Raw genomic sequence first — 17,462 nt, forward strand, 5'->3', positions numbered from 1 at the left:
TCCGGCAGGGCCCTCGCACGACCCGCACGCACCAAGTCACGGCGGCCGCCGGTGTCCGACCCCGGTCCCGGCGCCGCCACCCACCCCGACACCTCAGGGACGACATGACCCAGCACCTCGCTGCCCCCGTCACCGGCACGTCCGGCGCCGCTCCGGCCCACCAGACCGGCTGGTGGCAGGACGCGGTGATCTACCAGGTCTATCCGCGGAGCTTCGCCGACGGCAACGGCGACGGCATGGGCGACCTCGCCGGTGTCCGCGGCAGACTCCCGTACCTCAGGGACCTCGGTGTGGACGCGGTCTGGCTCAGCCCGTTCTACGCCTCCCCGCAGGCCGACGCGGGGTACGACGTCGCCGACTACCGGGCCATCGACCCGATGTTCGGCACCCTGCCGGACGCCGACGCGCTGATCCGCGACGCCCACGACCTGGGCCTGCGGATCATCGTGGACCTGGTGCCCAACCACTCCTCCGACCGCCACGCGTGGTTCCGCCGCGCCCTGGCCGAGGGCCCCGGCTCCGCCCTGCGCGACCGCTACCACTTCCGCCCCGGCAAGGGCGAGAACGGCGAACTCCCGCCCAACGACTGGGAGTCCGTCTTCGGCGGCCCCGCCTGGACCCGGACCACCGACCCGGACGGCACCCCCGGCGACTGGTACCTCCACCTCTTCGCCCCCGAGCAGCCCGACTTCAACTGGGAGCACCCGGCCGTCGCCGACGAGTTCCGCTCCATCCTGCGGTTCTGGCTCGACACGGGCGTCGACGGCTTCCGGGTCGACGTCGCCCACGGCCTGGTCAAGGCCGCCGGACTGCCCGACCTCGGCAGCCACGACCAGCTCAAGCTGCTCGGCAACGACGTCATGCCGTTCTTCGACCAGGACGGGGTCCACGCGATCTACCGCTCCTGGCGCACCATCCTCGACGAGTACCCCGGCGCCAGGATCCTGGTCGCCGAGGCGTGGACGCCCACCGTCGAGCGCACCGCCAACTACGTCCGCCCCGACGAGATGCACCAGGCGTTCAACTTCCAGTACCTCGGGACCGCCTGGGACGCCGCCGAGCTGCGCACCGTCATCGACGCCTCGCTCGACGCGATGCGCCCGGTCGGCGCCCCCACCACCTGGGTGCTCTCCAACCACGACGTGACCCGGCACGCCACCCGCTTCGCCAACCCGCCCGGCCTCGGCACCCAGATCCGCACCCCCGGCGACCGGGAACTCGGGCTGCGCCGCGCCCGCGCCGCCACCCTGCTGATGCTGGCCCTGCCCGGCTCCGCCTACGTCTACCAGGGCGAGGAGCTGGGCCTGCCCGACGTCACCGACCTGCCCGACGAGGTCCGCCAGGACCCGTCGTTCTTCCGCGCCGAGGGCCAGGACGGCTTCCGCGACGGCTGCCGGGTGCCGATCCCGTGGACCCGCGAGGGCAGCTCGTACGGCTTCGGCGACGGCGGCAGCTGGCTGCCCCAGCCCGACAGCTGGGGCGGGCTGAGCGTCGAGGCGCAGACCGGCGTGGCCGGCTCCACCCTGGAGCTCTACCGGGCCGCCATCGCCGCCCGCCGGGCCCACCCCGGCCTCGGCGCCGGGGACGCGGTCCAGTGGCAGGACGCCCCCGAGGGGCTGCTGGCCTTCGCCCGCCCCGGCTTCGTCTGCACCGTCAACACCACCGGCGCCCCGGTCCGCCTGACGGCGCCCGGCAACGTCCTGCTGTCCAGTGCCCCGGTCGCCGTCGACGGCGACGCGATCGAGCTGCCCGCGGACACCACGGTGTGGTGGACGGTGTGACCGTCCCCCCGCCCCGGAGCGGCCCCCCGGCCGGCGGTGCGCCGAGGCTCTCGGACATCGCCGGCCAGGCGGCGGTCAGCGAGGCGACCGTCAGCCGGGTGCTCAACGGGAAGCCGGGCGTCGCGGACCCCACCCGCCAGCGGGTCCTCGCGGCGCTCGACATCCTCGGCTACGAACGCCCCGTACGGCTGCGCAGGCGCAGCGCCGGACTGATCGGGCTGGTGACCCCCGAGCTCACCAACCCGATCTTCCCGGCGTTCGCGCAGGCCGTGGAGCAGATGCTGGCCGGGCACGGCTACACCCCGGTGCTCTGCACCCAGCTGCCCGGCGGCGCCACCGAGGACGAGCTGGTCGAACAGCTCGTGGAGCGCGGCGTCGACGGGATCGTCTTCCTCTCCGGGCTGCACGCCGACCTGTCGGCCGACCCGGCCCGGTACGCCGCGCTCACCGACCGCGGCGTGCCGTTCGTCCTGATCAACGGCTACAACGACCGGATCAGCGCCCCCTTCGTCTCGCCGGACGACGCCGCGGCCGTGCGGATGGCGGTCGGGCACCTCGCCGACCTCGGGCACAGCCGGGTCGGGCTGGCGATCGGGCCGCAGCGCTACGTCCCCTCCCGGCGCAAGCGCGAGGGCTTCCTCGACGCCTCGGTGAGCCTGCTGGGCCTGGACCGCGCCGAGGCCGAACTGCTGGTCTGCCCCACGCTGTTCAGCGTCGAGGGCGGTCAGGTGGCGGCGGGCGCGCTGCTCGACCGGGGCTGCACGGGCATCGTCTGCGGCAGCGACCTGATGGCGCTGGGCGTGGTGCGCGCGGCCCGGGAGCGCGGGCTCGGGGTGCCGCGCGACGTGTCCGTGGTGGGCTTCGACGACTCCCAGCTCATCGCGTTCACCGACCCGCCGCTGACGACGGTGCGCCAGCCGGTGCAGGCGATGGCGGCGGCCGCGGTCGGCGCCCTGCTGGAGGAGATCGCCGGCAGCCCCGTGCAGCGCACGGAGTACGTGTTCCAGCCGGAGCTGGTGGTACGGGGATCCACGGCGGCGGCCCGGGGCGACTGAGAGCCTGCCGGGTGGCCTTCGCCCAGAGGTCGCCCGACGGGCTCTGAGCCCCGACGCGACAGGAGAGGCACCGGGAGCCCCGGCCCTGACGGGCCGCAGCGGGGAGATGAACGGCTCCGGGTGCCTCTCTTGTGCGTGACCGGCCCGGCCGGCCGGGCGCGTGGGGGTCCGGGGTCGCCGGAACCCCCCGGCCGACCGGACCGGAGTCAGAGGCGAATGTAACAGCGCTGCAATGTCTTGCGTAAGTCCTTGCAGGAAGAAAACTGCTGTATTTCCTGGAAGTTAGCGGGATGTGTCCAAAGGGTTGACCGGAACCTGACGGGCTCGTACGGTCGTCGGCGCAGCAGGGTTTGCATTCTTGCTGCAAGAACCTTCAGGAGCCTTGAAGGCAGGGCGCGTTGCCGCGCGAGGCTGCACCGTCACCCGCATTTCCCCCCACAGCAGGAGGAAACATGGCACGCAGACCGCTGTCCGCGGTGCTCGCCCTGGCGGCCGGAGCCGCCGTCCTGGTGGCCCCCGCCGCCACCACCGCCCAGGCCGCCACCCCCGGGGAGAAGGACGTCACCGCCGTCCTCTTCGAGTGGAAATTCGACTCCGTGGCCAAGGCGTGCACGGACTCCCTCGGCCCGGCCGGCTACGGCTACGTACAGGTCTCACCGCCCCAGGAGCACATCCAGGGCGGCCAGTGGTGGACCTCCTACCAGCCCGTCAGCTACAAGATCGCCGGACGCCTCGGCGACCGCTCCTCCTTCGCGGCCATGGTCAACACCTGCCACGCCGCGGGCGTCAAGGTCGTCGCCGACTCCGTCATCAACCACATGTCGGCCGGATCGGGCACCGGAACCGGCGGCTCCTCCTACACCAAGTACGACTACCCCGGTGTGTACTCCGCGGCCGACATGGACGACTGCACCGCGCAGATCACCAACTACCAGGACCGCGCCAACGTCCAGAACTGCGAACTCGTCGGCCTCGCCGACCTGGACACCGGCGAGGAGTACGTACGCGGCAGGATCGCCGCCTACCTGAACGACCTGCTCTCCCTGGGCGTCGACGGCTTCCGTATCGACGCCGCCAAGCACATGCCCGCCGCCGACCTCGCCAACATCAAGTCCCGGCTGACCACGCCCGGGGCGTACTGGAAGCAGGAGGCGATCTACGGCGCCGGCGAGGCCGTCCAGCCCGACGAGTACACCGGCACCGGCGACGTCCAGGAGTTCCGCTACGCCCGCGGCCTCAAGCAGGTCTTCACCGGCGAGAAACTCGCGTACCTGAAGAACTACGGCGAGGGCTGGGGCTTCCTGCCCTCCTCGAAGGCCGCCGTCTTCGTCGACAACCACGACACCGAGCGCGGCGGCGACACCCTGAACTACAAGGACGGCGCGAACTACACCCTGGCCAGTGTCTTCATGCTGGCCTGGCCGTACGGATCGCCCGACGTCCACTCCGGCTACGAGTGGTCGGACAAGGACGCCGGCCCGCCCAACGGCGGCACGGTGAACGCCTGCTACAGCGACGGCTGGAAGTGCCAGCACGCCTGGCGCGAGATCTCCTCGATGGTCGGCTTCCGCAACACCGCGCGCGGCGAGGCCGTCACCGACTGGTGGGACAACGGCGCCAACCAGATCGCCTTCGGCCGGGGCGCCAAGGCGTACGTCGCCATCAACCACGAGGGCTCCGCGCTGACCCGTACGTTCCAGAGCTCGCTGCCCGCCGGCGACTACTGCGACGTCCAGTCCGGCAAGGGCGTCACGGTCGACGGCTCCGGCCGGTTCACCGCGACCCTGGGCGCCAACACCGCCCTGGCCCTCCAGGTGAACGCCCGCACCTGCTCCGGCGGCGGCACCACCGAACCGGGCACCGGCACCTCCGGCGCCTCCTTCGGGGTGAACGCCACCACCCAGCCCGGCCAGAACATCTACGTCACCGGCGACCAGGGCGCCCTCGGCAACTGGAACACCGGCGCCGCCCTCAAGCTCGACCCGGCGGCGTACCCGGTCTGGAAGCTCGACGTGGCCCTGCCCGCGGGCACCACGTTCGCGTACAAGTACCTCCGCAAGGACGCGAACGGCAACGTCACCTGGGAGAGCGGCGCGAACCGCACCGCCACCGTCCCCGCCACCGGCCGGGTCACGCTGACCGGCGACGTCTGGCGCGGCTGACCGCCCGCCGGCACGCACCCCACCCCACCGCCCCGCCCCCTCCGCGAAACGCGCCGGGGCGGGGCGGTCCCACAGCCGAACCCGCCTCCTGAGACCCCCGTACACGCACGCAAGGAGAACCGCCCCGTGTCCCGTTCCGCCCTCCGGAGAGGAGCCGTCGCCGCACTCTGCGCGGCACTCCTCCCCGTCGTCCCGGCGGCGTCCGCCTCCGCCGCGCCGAGACCGCCGGCCCAGCCCTCGGACGCGAAGCTCGCCAAGGAGCCCGCCCGCCACGACCTGACGCGGGAGCAGTTCTACTTCGTCATGCCGGACCGGTTCGCCAACGGCGACCCGGCCAACGACCGGGGCGGACTGACCGGCTCCCGCCTGGAGACCGGCTACGACCCCACGGACAAGGGCTTCTACCAGGGCGGCGACCTCAAGGGCCTCACCCAGCGCCTCGACTACATCAAGGGCCTCGGCACCACCGCCATCTGGCTCGCCCCGATCTTCAAGAACCGCCCCGTCCAGGGCACCGGCAAGGACGCCTCGGCCGGCTACCACGGCTACTGGATCACCGACTTCACCCGGGTCGACCCGCACTTCGGCACCAACGCCGACCTCACGAAGCTGATCGACAAGGCCCACGCCAAGGGCATGAAGGTCTTCTTCGACGTCATCACCAACCACACCGCCGACACCGTCGACTACGCCGAGAAGGCCTACGGCTACCGGCCCAAGGGCGCCTACCCCTACCTGGACCGGAACGGCCGCCCCTTCGACGACGCCAAGGGCATGGCGAAGGTGGACGCCGGCTCCTTCCCGTACACGCCGACCGACGCCGAGAACGCCGGGAGCAAGGTCCCCGCCTGGCTCAACGACCCCACGATGTACCACAACCGGGGCGACTCCACCTACGCCGGCGAGTCCGCCACCTACGGCGACTTCTCCGGCCTCGACGACCTGTGGACCGAACGCCCCGAGGTCGTCTCCGGCATGGAGAAGATCTACGAGAAGTGGGTCCGCGACTTCGACATCGACGGATTCCGGATCGACACCGTCAAACACGTCGACCTGGACTTCTGGACCCAGTGGGCCACCGCCCTCGACACCTACGCGGCCAAGCGCGGCCGCGAGGACTTCTTCATGTTCGGCGAGGTCTACTCCTCCGACACCGCCGTCACCTCCCCCTACGTCACCCGGGGCCGGCTCGACGCCACCCTCGACTTCCCGTTCCAGGAGGCCGCCCGCCAGTACGCCTCCCAGGGCGCCCCGGCGGGGAAGCTCGCCGCGGTGTTCGCCGACGACTACCGCTACACCACCGACAAGGCCAACGCCTACGAGCAGGTCACCTTCCTCGGCAACCACGACATGGGCCGCATCGGGACGTTCCTGGAGCAGGACAACCCCAAGGCCGACGACGCCGAACTCGTCGCCCGCGCGAAGCTCGCCAACGAGCTGATGTTCCTCGGCCGCGGCAACCCCGTCGTCTACTACGGCGACGAACAGGGCTTCACCGGCGCGGGCGGCGACAAGGACGCCCGGCAGACCATGTTCGCCTCGAAGACCGCCGACTACCTCGACGACGACCAGCTCGGCACCGACCGCACCCACGCCTCCGACGCGTACGACACCGGCCACCCGCTGTACCGGAACATCGCCGCGCTCTCCGCGCTCACCCGGAACCACCCGGCCCTGCGCGACGGGGTCCAGACCGAGCGGTACGCCGAGGGCTCCGTGTACGCCTTCTCCCGCACCGACCCCGCCAAGCCGTACGAGTACCTGGTCGCCGCCAACAACGGCACCGCCCCGCGCACCGTCGAACTGCCCACCGGCACGGCGAAGACGGACTTCCGCACCCTGTACGGCGGCTCCGGCACCCTCCGCAGCGGCGCCGACAGGAAGCTCACCGTCACCGTCCCCGCCCTCTCCAGCGTCGTGCTCCGCGCCGACCGGGCCCTGGACACCCCCGCCGCCAGGCCCTCGGTCACCCTGAAGGCCCCGGCCGCCGGAGCCACCGGCACCGTCGAGATCTCCGCCGACGTGGACGGCGGCGGACTCGACCGCGTCGTCTTCGCCGCCCAGACCGGCAACGGCAAGTGGACCACCCTCGGCTCCGCCGACCACGCCCCGTACAAGGTCACCCAGCATCTCGACGCCACCGTGAAGGCCGGTACGCCGCTGCGCTACAAGGCCGTCGTCGTCGACGGCGCCGGGCGTACCGCGAGCGCCCTCGCCGCCACCACCGCCGGAGCGGCCCCCGCCGAACCGAAGCCGGTGGCCGTCGAACGCGACTACGCCGTCGTCCACTACCAGCGCCCCGACGGCGACTACGACGGCTGGAAGCTCCGCTCCGGGGACACCACCGCCGCCTTCACCGGCCGCGACGCCTACGGCGCCTTCGCCTGGATCAAGCTCGACGAGGGCACCGCCGAACTCCCGTACACCGTCGAGAAGAACGGCACCGCCGACGGGCCGCAGCGTACCGTCGACCTCGCGCGCACCGGCGAGGTCTGGATCGAGCAGGGCAAGGACGGCCAGGCCGACGAGGCCCCCGACGGCGCCCGCCCGCCGCAGGACGCCACCAAGGCCGTGCTCCACTACTACCGGCCCGACGGCGACTACGACGGCTGGGGCCTGCACACCTGGACCGGGGCGAAGAACCCCACCGACTGGGCGAAGCCGCTCCAGCCGGTGAAGCGGGACGCCTCCGGCGCCACCTTCGAGGTGCCGCTCGCCGAGGGCGCCACCTCGCTCTCCTACATCCTGCACAAGGGCGACGAGAAGGACCTCCCCAGCGACCAGTCCCTCGACCTCACCACCTACGGCCACGAGGTCTGGCTGCTCGGCGCCACCCCCGGCTACCTGCTGCCCCAGACCGGCGGCGTCCCCGCCCCCGACCTCTCCAAGGCCGAGGCGCAGTGGATCGACGCCGACACCGTCGTATGGAAGGTGAAGGCCACCGGAGCCACCAGCCAGCAGCTCGTCCACGCCAAGGACGGCTCCATCTCCGTCGTCGACGGGGCGCTCTCCGACGAGGGCCAGTGGCTGCGGCTCACCCCCGCCGCGCTCACCGACGCGCAGAAGGCGAAGTACCCGCACCTCAAGGACTATCCGGCGTTCACCGTCGACCCCCGCGACCGGGGCCGCGTCCGCGAGGCACTGCGCGGCCAGCTCATCGCCACCCAGCGCGCCGCCACCGGCGCCCTGCTCGCCGCCACCGGGGTACAGAGCGCCGGCGCCCTCGACGACCTGTACGGGACGAACGCGGCCGGCGCCGCACTCGGCCCGGTCTTCGACGCCAAGGGCCGCCCCACCCTCTCCGTCTGGGCCCCCACCGCCCGCACCGTCGCCCTCGAACTCGACGGCCGCCGCGTCCCGATGAACCGCGACGACCGCACCGGCGTCTGGTCCGCCACCGGCACCAGGGGCTGGACCGGAAAGCCCTACCGCTACGTCGTCGACGTCTGGGCGCCCACCGTCGGGAGGTTCGTCACCAACAAGGTCACCGACCCCTACTCCACCGCGCTGACCACCGACTCCGCCCGCAGCCTCGTCGTCGACCTCGACGACCCGAAGCTCGCCCCCAAGGGCTGGTCCGGACTGAGGAAGCCCGCCGCCACCCCGCTGCGCGACGCGCAGATCCAGGAACTGCACATCCGTGACTTCTCGGTCGCGGACCGCACCTCGAAGCACCCCGGCGAGTACCTCGCCTTCACCGACACCGGCTCCGACGGGATGAAGCACCTCAAGAAGCTCGCCGACGCCGGAACGGACTACGTCCACCTGCTGCCCGCCTTCGACATCGGGACGATCCCCGAGAAGAAGTCCGCACAGCAGCGGCCCGTCTGCGACCTCTCCGTCTACGCCCCCGACTCCGAGGAGCAGCAGGCCTGCGTGACGAAGGCCGCCGCGAAGGACGGCTTCAACTGGGGCTACGACCCGCTCCACTACACCGTCCCCGAGGGCTCCTACGCCTCCGACCCGGAAGGCACCCGGCGCACCGTCGAGTTCCGGCGGATGGTCCAGGGCCTCAACGGCACCGGCCTGCGCACCGTCATGGACGTCGTCTACAACCACACCGTCGCCGCCGGCCAGGACGACAAGTCCGTACTCGACCGGATCGTGCCCGGCTACTACCAGCGGCTCCTGGAGGACGGCACCGTCGCCACCTCCACCTGCTGCGCCAACACCGCCCCCGAGCACACCATGATGGGCAAGCTCGTCGTGGACTCGGTCGTCACCTGGGCCAAGGAGTACAAGGTCGACGGCTTCCGCTTCGACCTGATGGGCCACCACCCCAAGGCCAACATCCTCGCCGTCCGCAAGGCGCTCGACGCGCTCACCACGGCGAAGGACGGCGTCGACGGGAAGAAGATCATCCTCTACGGGGAGGGCTGGAACTTCGGCGAGATCGCCGACGACGCCCGCTTCGTCCAGGCCACCCAGAAGAACATGGCCGGCACCGGCATCGCGACCTTCTCCGACCGGGCCCGCGACGCCGTGCGCGGCGGCAGCCCCTTCGACGAGGACCCGCGCGTCCAGGGCTTCGCCAGCGGCCTGTACACCGACCCCAACACCTCGCCCGCCAACGGCACCGCGGCCGAGCAGAAGGCCCGGCTGCTGCACTACCAGGACCTGATCAAGGTCGGCCTCACCGGCAACCTCGCCGACTACACCTTCACCGACACCTCCGGCCGCACCGTCAAGGGCTCCGAGGTCGACTACAACGGCGCCCCCGCCGGATACGCGAAGGCCCCCGGCGACGCCCTCGCCTACGTGGACGCCCACGACAACGAGTCGCTGTACGACACGCTCGCCTTCAAGCTCCCCGCGGGCACCCCGGCCGCCGACCGGGCCCGCATGCAGGTCCTGGCCATGGCCACCGCCGCCCTCTCGCAGGGCCCCGCGCTCTCCCAGGCGGGCACCGACCTGCTGCGCTCCAAGTCCCTGGACCGCAACTCCTACGACAGCGGCGACTGGTTCAACGCCCTGCACTGGGACTGCCGCGACGGCAACGGCTTCGGCCGGGGACTTCCCCCGGCCGCCGACAACGCCGACAAGTGGTCCTACGCCAGACCGCTGCTGGCCGACCCCGCGCTCCGGCCCGGCTGCGCACAGATCGACGGGGCGTCCGCCGCCTACCGGGACCTGCTCACCATCCGCGCCACGGAGGAGGACTTCTCCCTCGCCACCGCCGGGCAGGTGCGCGCGGACCTCTCCTTCCCGCTCTCCGGCAAGGACGAGACCCCCGGCGTGATCACCATGCGGCTCGGGAAGCTGGTGGTCGTCCTCAACGCGACCCCCGGCACCACGACCCAGACGGTCCCCGCCCTGGCCGGCCGCGCGTACGCACTCCACCCGGTCCAGGCGAAAGGCGCGGATAGTACCGTCAAGAAGTCCGGATATGAGCAGAGTTCGGGAAGTTTCACCGTTCCGGGTCGTACGGCGGCGGTGTTCTCCCTGAAGTAGGCCAGGACGGCGCTACCTTGGGGGAGCAGTCGTCGGGAATGCCGCAGTACCGCACCCCGGCGCACGTCCTCCCACCCCCGGCCGGTCCCGGCCCCTCCCCGCTGCACCGGGCGTCCCCCACACGCCCGGGCCGTACCGGGGCAGGGGACGGGGCCGGCCGGTCCACCTGTTTCGGCGACGGTGACCATGGCGAGCAACATCCCCGAGGAGAACAGCAGCTTTGTCGGACGGAAGGCGGAGCTCGCCAGGCTGGAACACACCCTCGCCGCGCACCGGCTGACCACGCTCACCGGCCCCGGCGGCGTCGGCAAGACCCGGCTCGCCGTCCGCGCGGCCCGGCAGGCGGCGGCGTCCCATCGCGACGGCGCCTGGTGGGCCGACCTGTCACCGCTCCACGACGACGGACTGCTCATCGCCACCGTCTCCGACGCGGTCGGGCTCTCCGACCACACCCTGCGCATGCCCATCGATGCCCTGTGCGAATGGCTCGTCGACAAGGAGCTGCTGCTCGTCCTCGACTCCTGCGAGCACTTGCGCCCCGCCTGCGCCCATCTGCTCGGCGAGATCCTCACCACCTCGCCCGGCCTCACCGTGCTCACCACCAGCCGGGAACCCCTCGGCATCAGGGGAGAGCAGGCCGTGGAGGTCGGCCCGCTCCCCGTGGAGGGCGCGGCCGACGCACTGGCCCTCTTCCGGGACCGGGCCACCGCGGCCGCCCCCCGGCTCTCCCTCGACGAGCCGGGCGGCGCGGAGGCCGCCATCGAGATCTGCCGCCGCCTCGAAGGCATCCCGCTCGCCATCGAACTGGCCGCCGGGGCCCTCGGCCGGGAGACCGTCGAGCAGGTCGCCGCCCGGATCAGGTCCCGCTTCGACGTACCGGCCGACGACTCGCTCTGGCCGCCGCGCCACCGCGCCCTGCGCACCGCCATCGGCTGGAGCCACGAGCTGTGCGCCCCGCTGGAGCGGCTGCTCTGGGCCCGGCTCACCGTCCTGCGCGGCCCCTTCGACGAGGCCACCGCCCGCAAGGTCTGCGCCGGGGGACCGCTCACCCCGGACGGCGTGACCCGGGCCCTGGACGGCCTGGTCGCCAAGTCCGTCGTCCAGCGGGACGGCGCACGCCACCGGATGCTCGACACCATCCGCGAGTACGGCCGGATGTGGCTCGCCGAGCTCCGCGAGGAGCGCGCCGCCGCCGACCGGCACGCCGCCTGCTTCCTCGGCCTGGCCCGCGACGCCCACGCCGGCTGGACCGGCGACGACCAGATCAGCTGGTACCACCGGATCGCCGAGGCCCACGCCGACCTCTGCGCCGCCCTCGACCACCTGCTGGCCCACGACACCGCGGCCGCCCAGGAGATGGCCGGACGGATCGGCTTCTTCTGGTGCTGCTGCGGCCACCTCCCGCAGACCCGCGACTACGCCCGGCGCGCCCTGGACGCCGGACCCATCGTGGGCCCGCACCGCACCCGTGTCCTCTGGGTCCTCGGCATGACCCTGATGCTCCAGGGCGACTACGCGGCCGCCCGCCGACTGGGCCGCCAGTGCACCAGGGAGGCCGAGCGGGACGGCACCGCCGAGGGCATCCTCGCCGCCGCCTACCTCCGCGGCTTCACCGACCTGATGACCGGCCGCCCCGAGTCCGGCCTGCGCGAGGTCGCCCGGGTGCTGCACACCGCCGGGACCGACACCCCGCTGGAGCGCGCCTACCGGCTGCGGTGCCGCCTCATCACCGTCTTCGCGCTGACCGGCCTCGGCCGCCTCGACGAGGCGGCCGAGGCGGCGACGATGCTCCGGGCCGCCTGCGAGGCCCTGGACGAGTGCTGGACCCGCAGCTACGTCGACTACCAGCTCGCCCTGATCGCCCTGATGCGCGGCGACGCCGAGGAGTCCGCCGCCCACGCCCGCGCCATGCTGGCGGGCAAGCACCGCATGCGCGACCGCTTCGGCATCGCGCTGGGCCTGGACGTCCTGGCCGCGGCCATCGCCGCCCAGGGCGCCGGGGCCCGCGCCGCCCGGGTCTACGGCACCGGGCAGGTGTACTGGCGCATGGTCGGCCAGCCGCAGCGCGGCACGCCGGAGCTGGGCCCGCTGCGCGAGGCGTGCGAGCGCCAGGCCCGCGCCGCCGTCGGCGACGCCGCGTACCAGCGGGCCTTCGAGCGGGGGCGACGGGACAACGCGGAGGTGGGCCTGGCCGCCGCCCTCCAGGGCGAACTCCTCCTGTAGCGACCGGGGCCCGGCCCTACGGCACCCGCTGCGCCACCACCGTCGGCGCGGCGGGCACCAGCACGGACAGCCGCTCCAGCAGCTCCCCGAACGGCCCGTCCGGGGGCTCCTGCCCGAGCACCCGCAGGACGACCCCGGCCGTCTCCGGGTCGTACGCGGCGCTCACCGCGGCCAGCGCCGCGAAGTCGTGCACCAGTTGGCGCTCCAGCTCGGCGCGCGGGATCTTCCGCCCGTCCAGCCAGATCAGCGCCGTCGACTCGGCCAGCGACACCCAGGAGCGCACCACCAGCTCCAGCCGGGCCGGCGGGTCGGTGACGCCCAGATGCTCCAGGATCTGCGTACAGGCCGCCTGCCGCACCCCGTCGATCATGGCGTTCGCCGCCGAGGACCCCGCCGCCGGACCGCCGCGCATCAGCGCCGAGAAACCGGGGCCGTGCTCGTCGACGAAGTCGAAGAACCGCTCCATCACCCGCAGCAGCCGCGCCCCGAGCGGACCCTCCCGGGGCTCCACGAACCGGGCCGCCAACTCGTCGGCGGCCCGCCGCAGCGCGGCCTCGTACAGGCTCTGCTTCCCCGGGAAGTAGTGGTAGACCAGCGGCCGGGAGATCCCCGCGGCCGCCGCGATCTCATCGATCGACACCTCGTCCGGGGCGCGGTGACTGAACAACTCCAGCGCGACACCGATCAATTGCTGTCTGCGCTCCTCGACGCCCATTCTGCGGCGCACCCCGGTCGTCATGGAGCACAGCGTACCGAGTGGGAGACCAGGTCAGCGGCGTCGGGACCGCTCACAGATCCAGTACCAGCCGCGACCCGCGGCAGCGCGACACGCAGATCAGCATCGCCTCCGCACGCTCGGAATCCGTCAGGAGCTCGTCGCGGTGGTCGACCTCGCCCTCCACCACCCGCTGCCGGCACGTGCCGCAGAAGCCCTGTTCGCAGGAGTACGAGACGTACGGAACCTCCTCGCGCACCGCGGCCAGCACCGAACGGTCCGCCGGGACCTGGACCGTACGGCCCGAGCGGCGCAGCTCCACCTCGAAGGCCGTGGCGTCCGCCGACGGGCCGGACGCGGCCGCGAACCGCTCCAGGTGCAGGGTGCGGCCGTCCGGCAGGGCGGCGGCGACCGCGTCCATCAGGGGCTCCGGACCGCAGCAGTACACGGCCGTCCCCGGCGCCGTCCCCGCGAGGGCCGCGGCGGTGTCCGGGCGGCCCGCCTCGTCCTCGGGGACCACCGTCACCCGGCCGCTCCCCGCGTCCAGCCGCTCGATCTCGTCCAGGAACGGCATCGAGGCACGGGACCGGCCCCCGTACAGCAGCCGCCAGTCGGCGCCGGCGGCGGCCAGCGCCCGCAGCATCGGCAGCACCGGGGTGATCCCGATGCCGCCCACGACGAACAGGTAGGCGGGCGCCCCGGTCAGCGGGAAGCGGTTGCGCGGCTCGCGGACCTCCACCTCCTCGCCCTCCCGGAGCCGTTCGTGCACCTCGCGGGAGCCGCCCCGGCCGTCCTCCACCAGCCGGGTCGCGATGGTGTACGTGTCGGGCTCGGCCGGGTCGCCGCAGAGCGAGTACTGCCGGACCAGGCCGGAGGGCAGCAGCAGATCGAGATGGGCGCCGGGCTGCCAGGCGGGCAGCCCCGTGCCCTTGAGGCGGAGCTGGACGACCCCCTCGGCCGGGGTGGTCCGCTCGGTGACCAGCAGCCGCCAGGTGGTCGTGGTGCGCCGCTCGGCATGGCCCGAGACCGGCTCCTCCAGGGCGGGCAGCGGCCACAGCGGGGAGTGCTGGATGCGGCGGCGCAGGGCGCGCCTGGCCAGCAGGGCGGCGCCCGCGACCAGGACGACGGTGCGCAGGCGGGGCCGGGACGGTGACATGGTCAGCGGGTTCCCGTCGTACGGGCCTCGGCGGCGGTGGCCGCGGGCGAGTGGGCGAGGTAGTCGACGGCCTGGGCGGTGCTGCCCTCCTGCGAGGGGTGGTAGCCGCGGCTCAGGTAGCGGGGGACCGAGCGCAGCAGGTCGCCGGTGGCGGGCAGGGTGCCGCGCTTGCCGCTCACGTAGAACTCCTTGAACGAGCCCTTGCCGTTCAGCAGGGTCGGGTCGTTCTCCATGAAGAAGCGGATGCCGCGCTGCCAGAGGAAGACCAGCGCGCTGAACGCCGTGGCCCAGGTGCGGGCCCGCCGCCGGTAGCCGCCGTCGACGTGCATGAACACCTCGAAGGCGACCGAGCGGTGCTCGACCTCCTCCGCGCCGTGCCAGCGCAGCAGGTCCAGCATCATCGGGTCGGCGCCCCGCCGGTCCAGCTCCTCGGCGTTCAGCACCCAGTCGCCGAGGAAGGCGGTGTAGTGCTCGATCGCCGCTATCAGCGCCACCCGCTCCATCAGCCACCAGGTGCGCGCCCGCCCCGGCGGCAGCGTCCGGTCGCCGAGCAGCTTCTCGAAGAACCAGTCGACCTGCGCGGTGTACGGCGTCGGGTCGAGCCCCAGCTCCTTCAGCCGGGGCAGTACGTCGTCGTGGGCCTGGGAGTGCACCGCCTCCTGGCCGATGAAACCGATGACGTCCTGGCGCAGCCGCTCGTCGTGGATGTACGGCAGCACCTGCCGGTACACGTGGATGAACCAGCGTTCCCCGGCGGGCAGCAGGAGGTGGAGCACATTGATGGTGTGCGTGGTGAACGGATCGCCCGGCACCCAGTGCAGGGGCGTCTTCTCCCAGGAGAAGGAGACCTGACGGGCCTTGAGCGGAATCCGCTCCGACGTGACCGGCGCCGGCTGCGTGTTAGACATGGTGTCAATGTACTGAGAGGTAGGCCCCAGGAACAGGGGCGTGCGGCGAATTCCCGGCACCCGCCCCCGGCCCGCCCCGAACCGCCCCCTCACCGCAGCCCGCCGACCCGACTCCCGTCCGCCAGCGTCCCGTTCAGCCGCGCCCGGTCGCCCGCCCGGGCCGGCACCACGAGCAGCCGGCCGCCCGACCGCCCCTCCACCCCGCCCGAGGCCGCCAGCGAGGCGAACTGCTCGCTGCCTGCGGCCAGCACGTACCAGCCGCCGTCCCGCGACCTCCACAACACCCCCGCCAGCACCCGCGGATCACGCACCCCGCAGGCCGGGGTGGACTCGGCGTGGGCCGCGACCACCCCGGGCGGACCGCCCGTCGCCGAGGCGGGCGCCGCCGGGGCCTGGAACTGGGCGAGGACCCGGCTCCCGGTACCCCGCCAGGTCTCCGCCCGGGTGCAGAACCAGTGCGCCGTCCCGTTGCCCTCGGGCAGCGGCTGCTCGGCGAAGCGCCAGGAGTTCACCGTCCGCACCCCGAGCGAACGCAGCGACGGCAGCAGACAGGCGGTCCGCGCCCAGCCGTCCCGCTCCGCCCGCCCGGCGATGTCGTGCGGGGCGTACGGCGGGCCCGAGGTCAGCAGGACCGGGGTCGGCTCCCCGAGGTCCGTCAGCAGCCGGGCGGCCGGGCCGTCGCGCAGCTCGACGGCCGGCCAGGACCGGCAGCCGTGCGTGCCGTCGGGGGCGGCCAGGGCACCGGTCACCCCGTCGGCGCGACGCCCCAGCGGGTGCGGGGCGGTGTCCGGCGCCAGCAGGTCCCGCACCCGCACCGCGGTCACCCAGGGCGCGGTGAGGTAGCGGACGCGGCCGCCGGACCGGGCCACGACCAGGGCGGAGGCCGACGCCCGGTCCGCACCGTCGACCCGGGCGAAGTCCAGCGCGGCGCCCCGCGCCCGGCCCGGCCCGCGGGGCTCGGTGTACCGCACCACGCGCAGCCCGTCGTGGAGGAGCACCACCGCCGCCCGGTCCACCCCGCCCGCGTACAGCAGTTGCGGCGCGCCCATCGGCGGACCGGCCGGGGTGCCCGGGGCCGCCGAGACCCGCACCGGCCCGCCCGGCCGGGCCCAGGCGGCGAGCGCCCGGCGCAGCAGCCCGGCGTCCCCCACCCGGTCGCCCCGGGTGGGCCAGGCGGTGAAGTCGGTACGCGGCGAGCGCCGCCAGGACGCCCCCTCCACCCGGCCCAGCCGCCCCGGGTCCAGGGCCTCGGTCGCGGCGGCCGCCCGGGGATCGGGCGCCCGGCCCCGCTCCGGTACCCGGCCCGCCGGACCCAGCAGCGCCCCGCACACCAGTACCGCCGCCCCGGCCGCCAGCGCCGCCTTCGCGTACCGGCGGCGGCGCTCCAGGTCCGGTGGCCGGGCCTGGAGCGAGCAGGGGTCGAACTCCGGGGAGCGCAGGAGCGCGTACGGTGCCGAGACCGCCTCCGCCTCGGCGAGCGCCGCGTGCGGATCGGCGACCCCGGCCGCCGCGAGCACCCGCCGCACCTCCGCGTCGGCGAGCCCCTCCAGGCCGCGCAGGGCGTGGACGGCGCGGCCCGGCCCGGAGAGCGCGGCCAGCGCGTTCTCCAGGGCGAGCCCGTCCGCCCCGCCCGCGTGCGGCAGCAGCCGCAGTCCCCACACCAGCGGGAGGAACGACGGCAGCCGGGCGCGCCCGGTACGGCGCGGCCGCCCCGCCTCCAGGGCCGCCCGCACCAGCCGCAGCCGGGCCCGCGCGTACGACGGATCGACCGCCGGATCCGCCCGGAGCGGCCCGGTCTCCGGTATCGCCCGGCGGCGCGGCAGCAGACAGCGCTGGGCCAGCGCGTGCGCCGTCAGCACCCGGCGGTGGCCGTCCGGGCCGGGCGGCAGCACGAGGTAGCCGAGCCGGACCAGCCGCGCGTAGTGCTCGACGGGTGCCGGGGCGGGTACTTCGGGCAACGGGGACACGTTCAGCAGAACGAGCGAATCGTGCGATGGTCACCCCAGCGCGA

The 17,462-nt window shown here is 73.7% G+C and carries 9 protein-coding genes; 5 read left to right on the forward strand and 4 right to left on the reverse strand.

Features of this window, described 5'->3' with window-relative positions; genetic code table 11:
- Positions 1 to 104 precede the first annotated feature (104 nt).
- The 5 genes from ACIQGQ_RS14630 (at position 105) to ACIQGQ_RS14650 (ending at position 12,672) form a co-directional block, all read left to right on the forward strand.
- Complete coding sequence (locus ACIQGQ_RS14630) at positions 105 to 1,781, forward strand: glycoside hydrolase family 13 protein (RefSeq protein WP_402395135.1); 1,677 nt, start codon at positions 105 to 107, stop codon at positions 1,779 to 1,781.
- Positions 1,766 to 2,836: a LacI family DNA-binding transcriptional regulator gene (locus ACIQGQ_RS14635; RefSeq protein ID WP_352277644.1), complete on the forward strand. Its 1,071-nt coding sequence runs from the start codon at positions 1,766 to 1,768 to the stop codon at positions 2,834 to 2,836. Before ACIQGQ_RS14630 ends, ACIQGQ_RS14635 begins: the two co-directional genes overlap by 16 nt.
- Positions 2,837 to 3,288: 452 nt before the next feature.
- The gene (locus tag ACIQGQ_RS14640; RefSeq protein WP_402395137.1) at positions 3,289 to 4,998 is read left to right on the forward strand and encodes a carbohydrate-binding module family 20 domain-containing protein; all 1,710 of its coding nucleotides are present in this window, start codon (positions 3,289 to 3,291) and stop codon (positions 4,996 to 4,998) included.
- Positions 4,999 to 5,124: 126 nt separating this feature from the next.
- The gene (gene pulA, locus ACIQGQ_RS14645; protein ID WP_402395140.1) at positions 5,125 to 10,449 is read left to right on the forward strand and encodes a pullulanase-type alpha-1,6-glucosidase; all 5,325 of its coding nucleotides are present in this window, start codon (positions 5,125 to 5,127) and stop codon (positions 10,447 to 10,449) included.
- A gap of 186 nt (positions 10,450 to 10,635) precedes the next feature.
- Positions 10,636 to 12,672 (forward strand): ATP-binding protein, encoded by a 2,037-nt coding sequence (locus tag ACIQGQ_RS14650; protein ID WP_402395143.1) that lies wholly within the window; start codon positions 10,636 to 10,638, stop codon positions 12,670 to 12,672.
- Between the two features lie 16 nt (positions 12,673 to 12,688).
- On the opposite strand, the gene ACIQGQ_RS14655 is transcribed toward ACIQGQ_RS14650, so the two are convergent.
- The 4 genes from ACIQGQ_RS14655 to ACIQGQ_RS14670 form a co-directional block, all read right to left on the reverse strand.
- Positions 12,689 to 13,411 carry a TetR/AcrR family transcriptional regulator gene (locus ACIQGQ_RS14655; protein WP_402395144.1) on the reverse strand — a complete coding sequence of 241 codons (723 nt, stop codon included), beginning with the start codon at positions 13,409 to 13,411 and terminating at the stop codon, positions 12,689 to 12,691.
- Between the two features lie 49 nt (positions 13,412 to 13,460).
- Positions 13,461 to 14,543 carry a PDR/VanB family oxidoreductase gene (locus ACIQGQ_RS14660; RefSeq protein ID WP_402395147.1) on the reverse strand — a complete coding sequence of 361 codons (1,083 nt, stop codon included), beginning with the start codon at positions 14,541 to 14,543 and terminating at the stop codon, positions 13,461 to 13,463.
- A gap of 2 nt (positions 14,544 to 14,545) precedes the next feature.
- Positions 14,546 to 15,451, reverse strand: a complete 906-nt coding sequence (locus ACIQGQ_RS14665; protein ID WP_385205031.1) for a metal-dependent hydrolase — start codon at positions 15,449 to 15,451, stop codon at positions 14,546 to 14,548.
- Positions 15,452 to 15,540: 89 nt separating this feature from the next.
- On the reverse strand, positions 15,541 to 17,418 hold the full coding sequence (locus ACIQGQ_RS14670) for a hypothetical protein (protein ID WP_402395150.1): 1,878 nt from the start codon (positions 17,416 to 17,418) through the stop codon (positions 15,541 to 15,543).
- Positions 17,419 to 17,462: the final 44 nt, after the last annotated feature.

The organism is Streptomyces sp. NPDC092952, assembly GCF_044754785.1.
Taxonomy (GTDB): domain Bacteria; phylum Actinomycetota; class Actinomycetes; order Streptomycetales; family Streptomycetaceae; genus Streptomyces.

Excerpts from the sequence above, each read along its gene's own strand:
- ACIQGQ_RS14665 (WP_385205031.1), bottom strand. The coding sequence starts at position 15,451 with ATGTCTAACACGCAGCCGGCGCCGGTCACGTCGGAGCGGATTCCGCTC.
- ACIQGQ_RS14660 (WP_402395147.1), bottom strand. The coding sequence starts at position 14,543 with ATGTCACCGTCCCGGCCCCGCCTGCGCACCGTCGTCCTGGTCGCGGGC.
- ACIQGQ_RS14640 (WP_402395137.1), top strand. The coding sequence starts at position 3,289 with ATGGCACGCAGACCGCTGTCCGCGGTGCTCGCCCTGGCGGCCGGAGCC.
- ACIQGQ_RS14655 (WP_402395144.1), bottom strand. The coding sequence starts at position 13,411 with ATGACGACCGGGGTGCGCCGCAGAATGGGCGTCGAGGAGCGCAGACAG.
- ACIQGQ_RS14650 (WP_402395143.1), top strand. The coding sequence starts at position 10,636 with ATGGCGAGCAACATCCCCGAGGAGAACAGCAGCTTTGTCGGACGGAAG.
- ACIQGQ_RS14630 (WP_402395135.1), top strand. The coding sequence starts at position 105 with ATGACCCAGCACCTCGCTGCCCCCGTCACCGGCACGTCCGGCGCCGCT.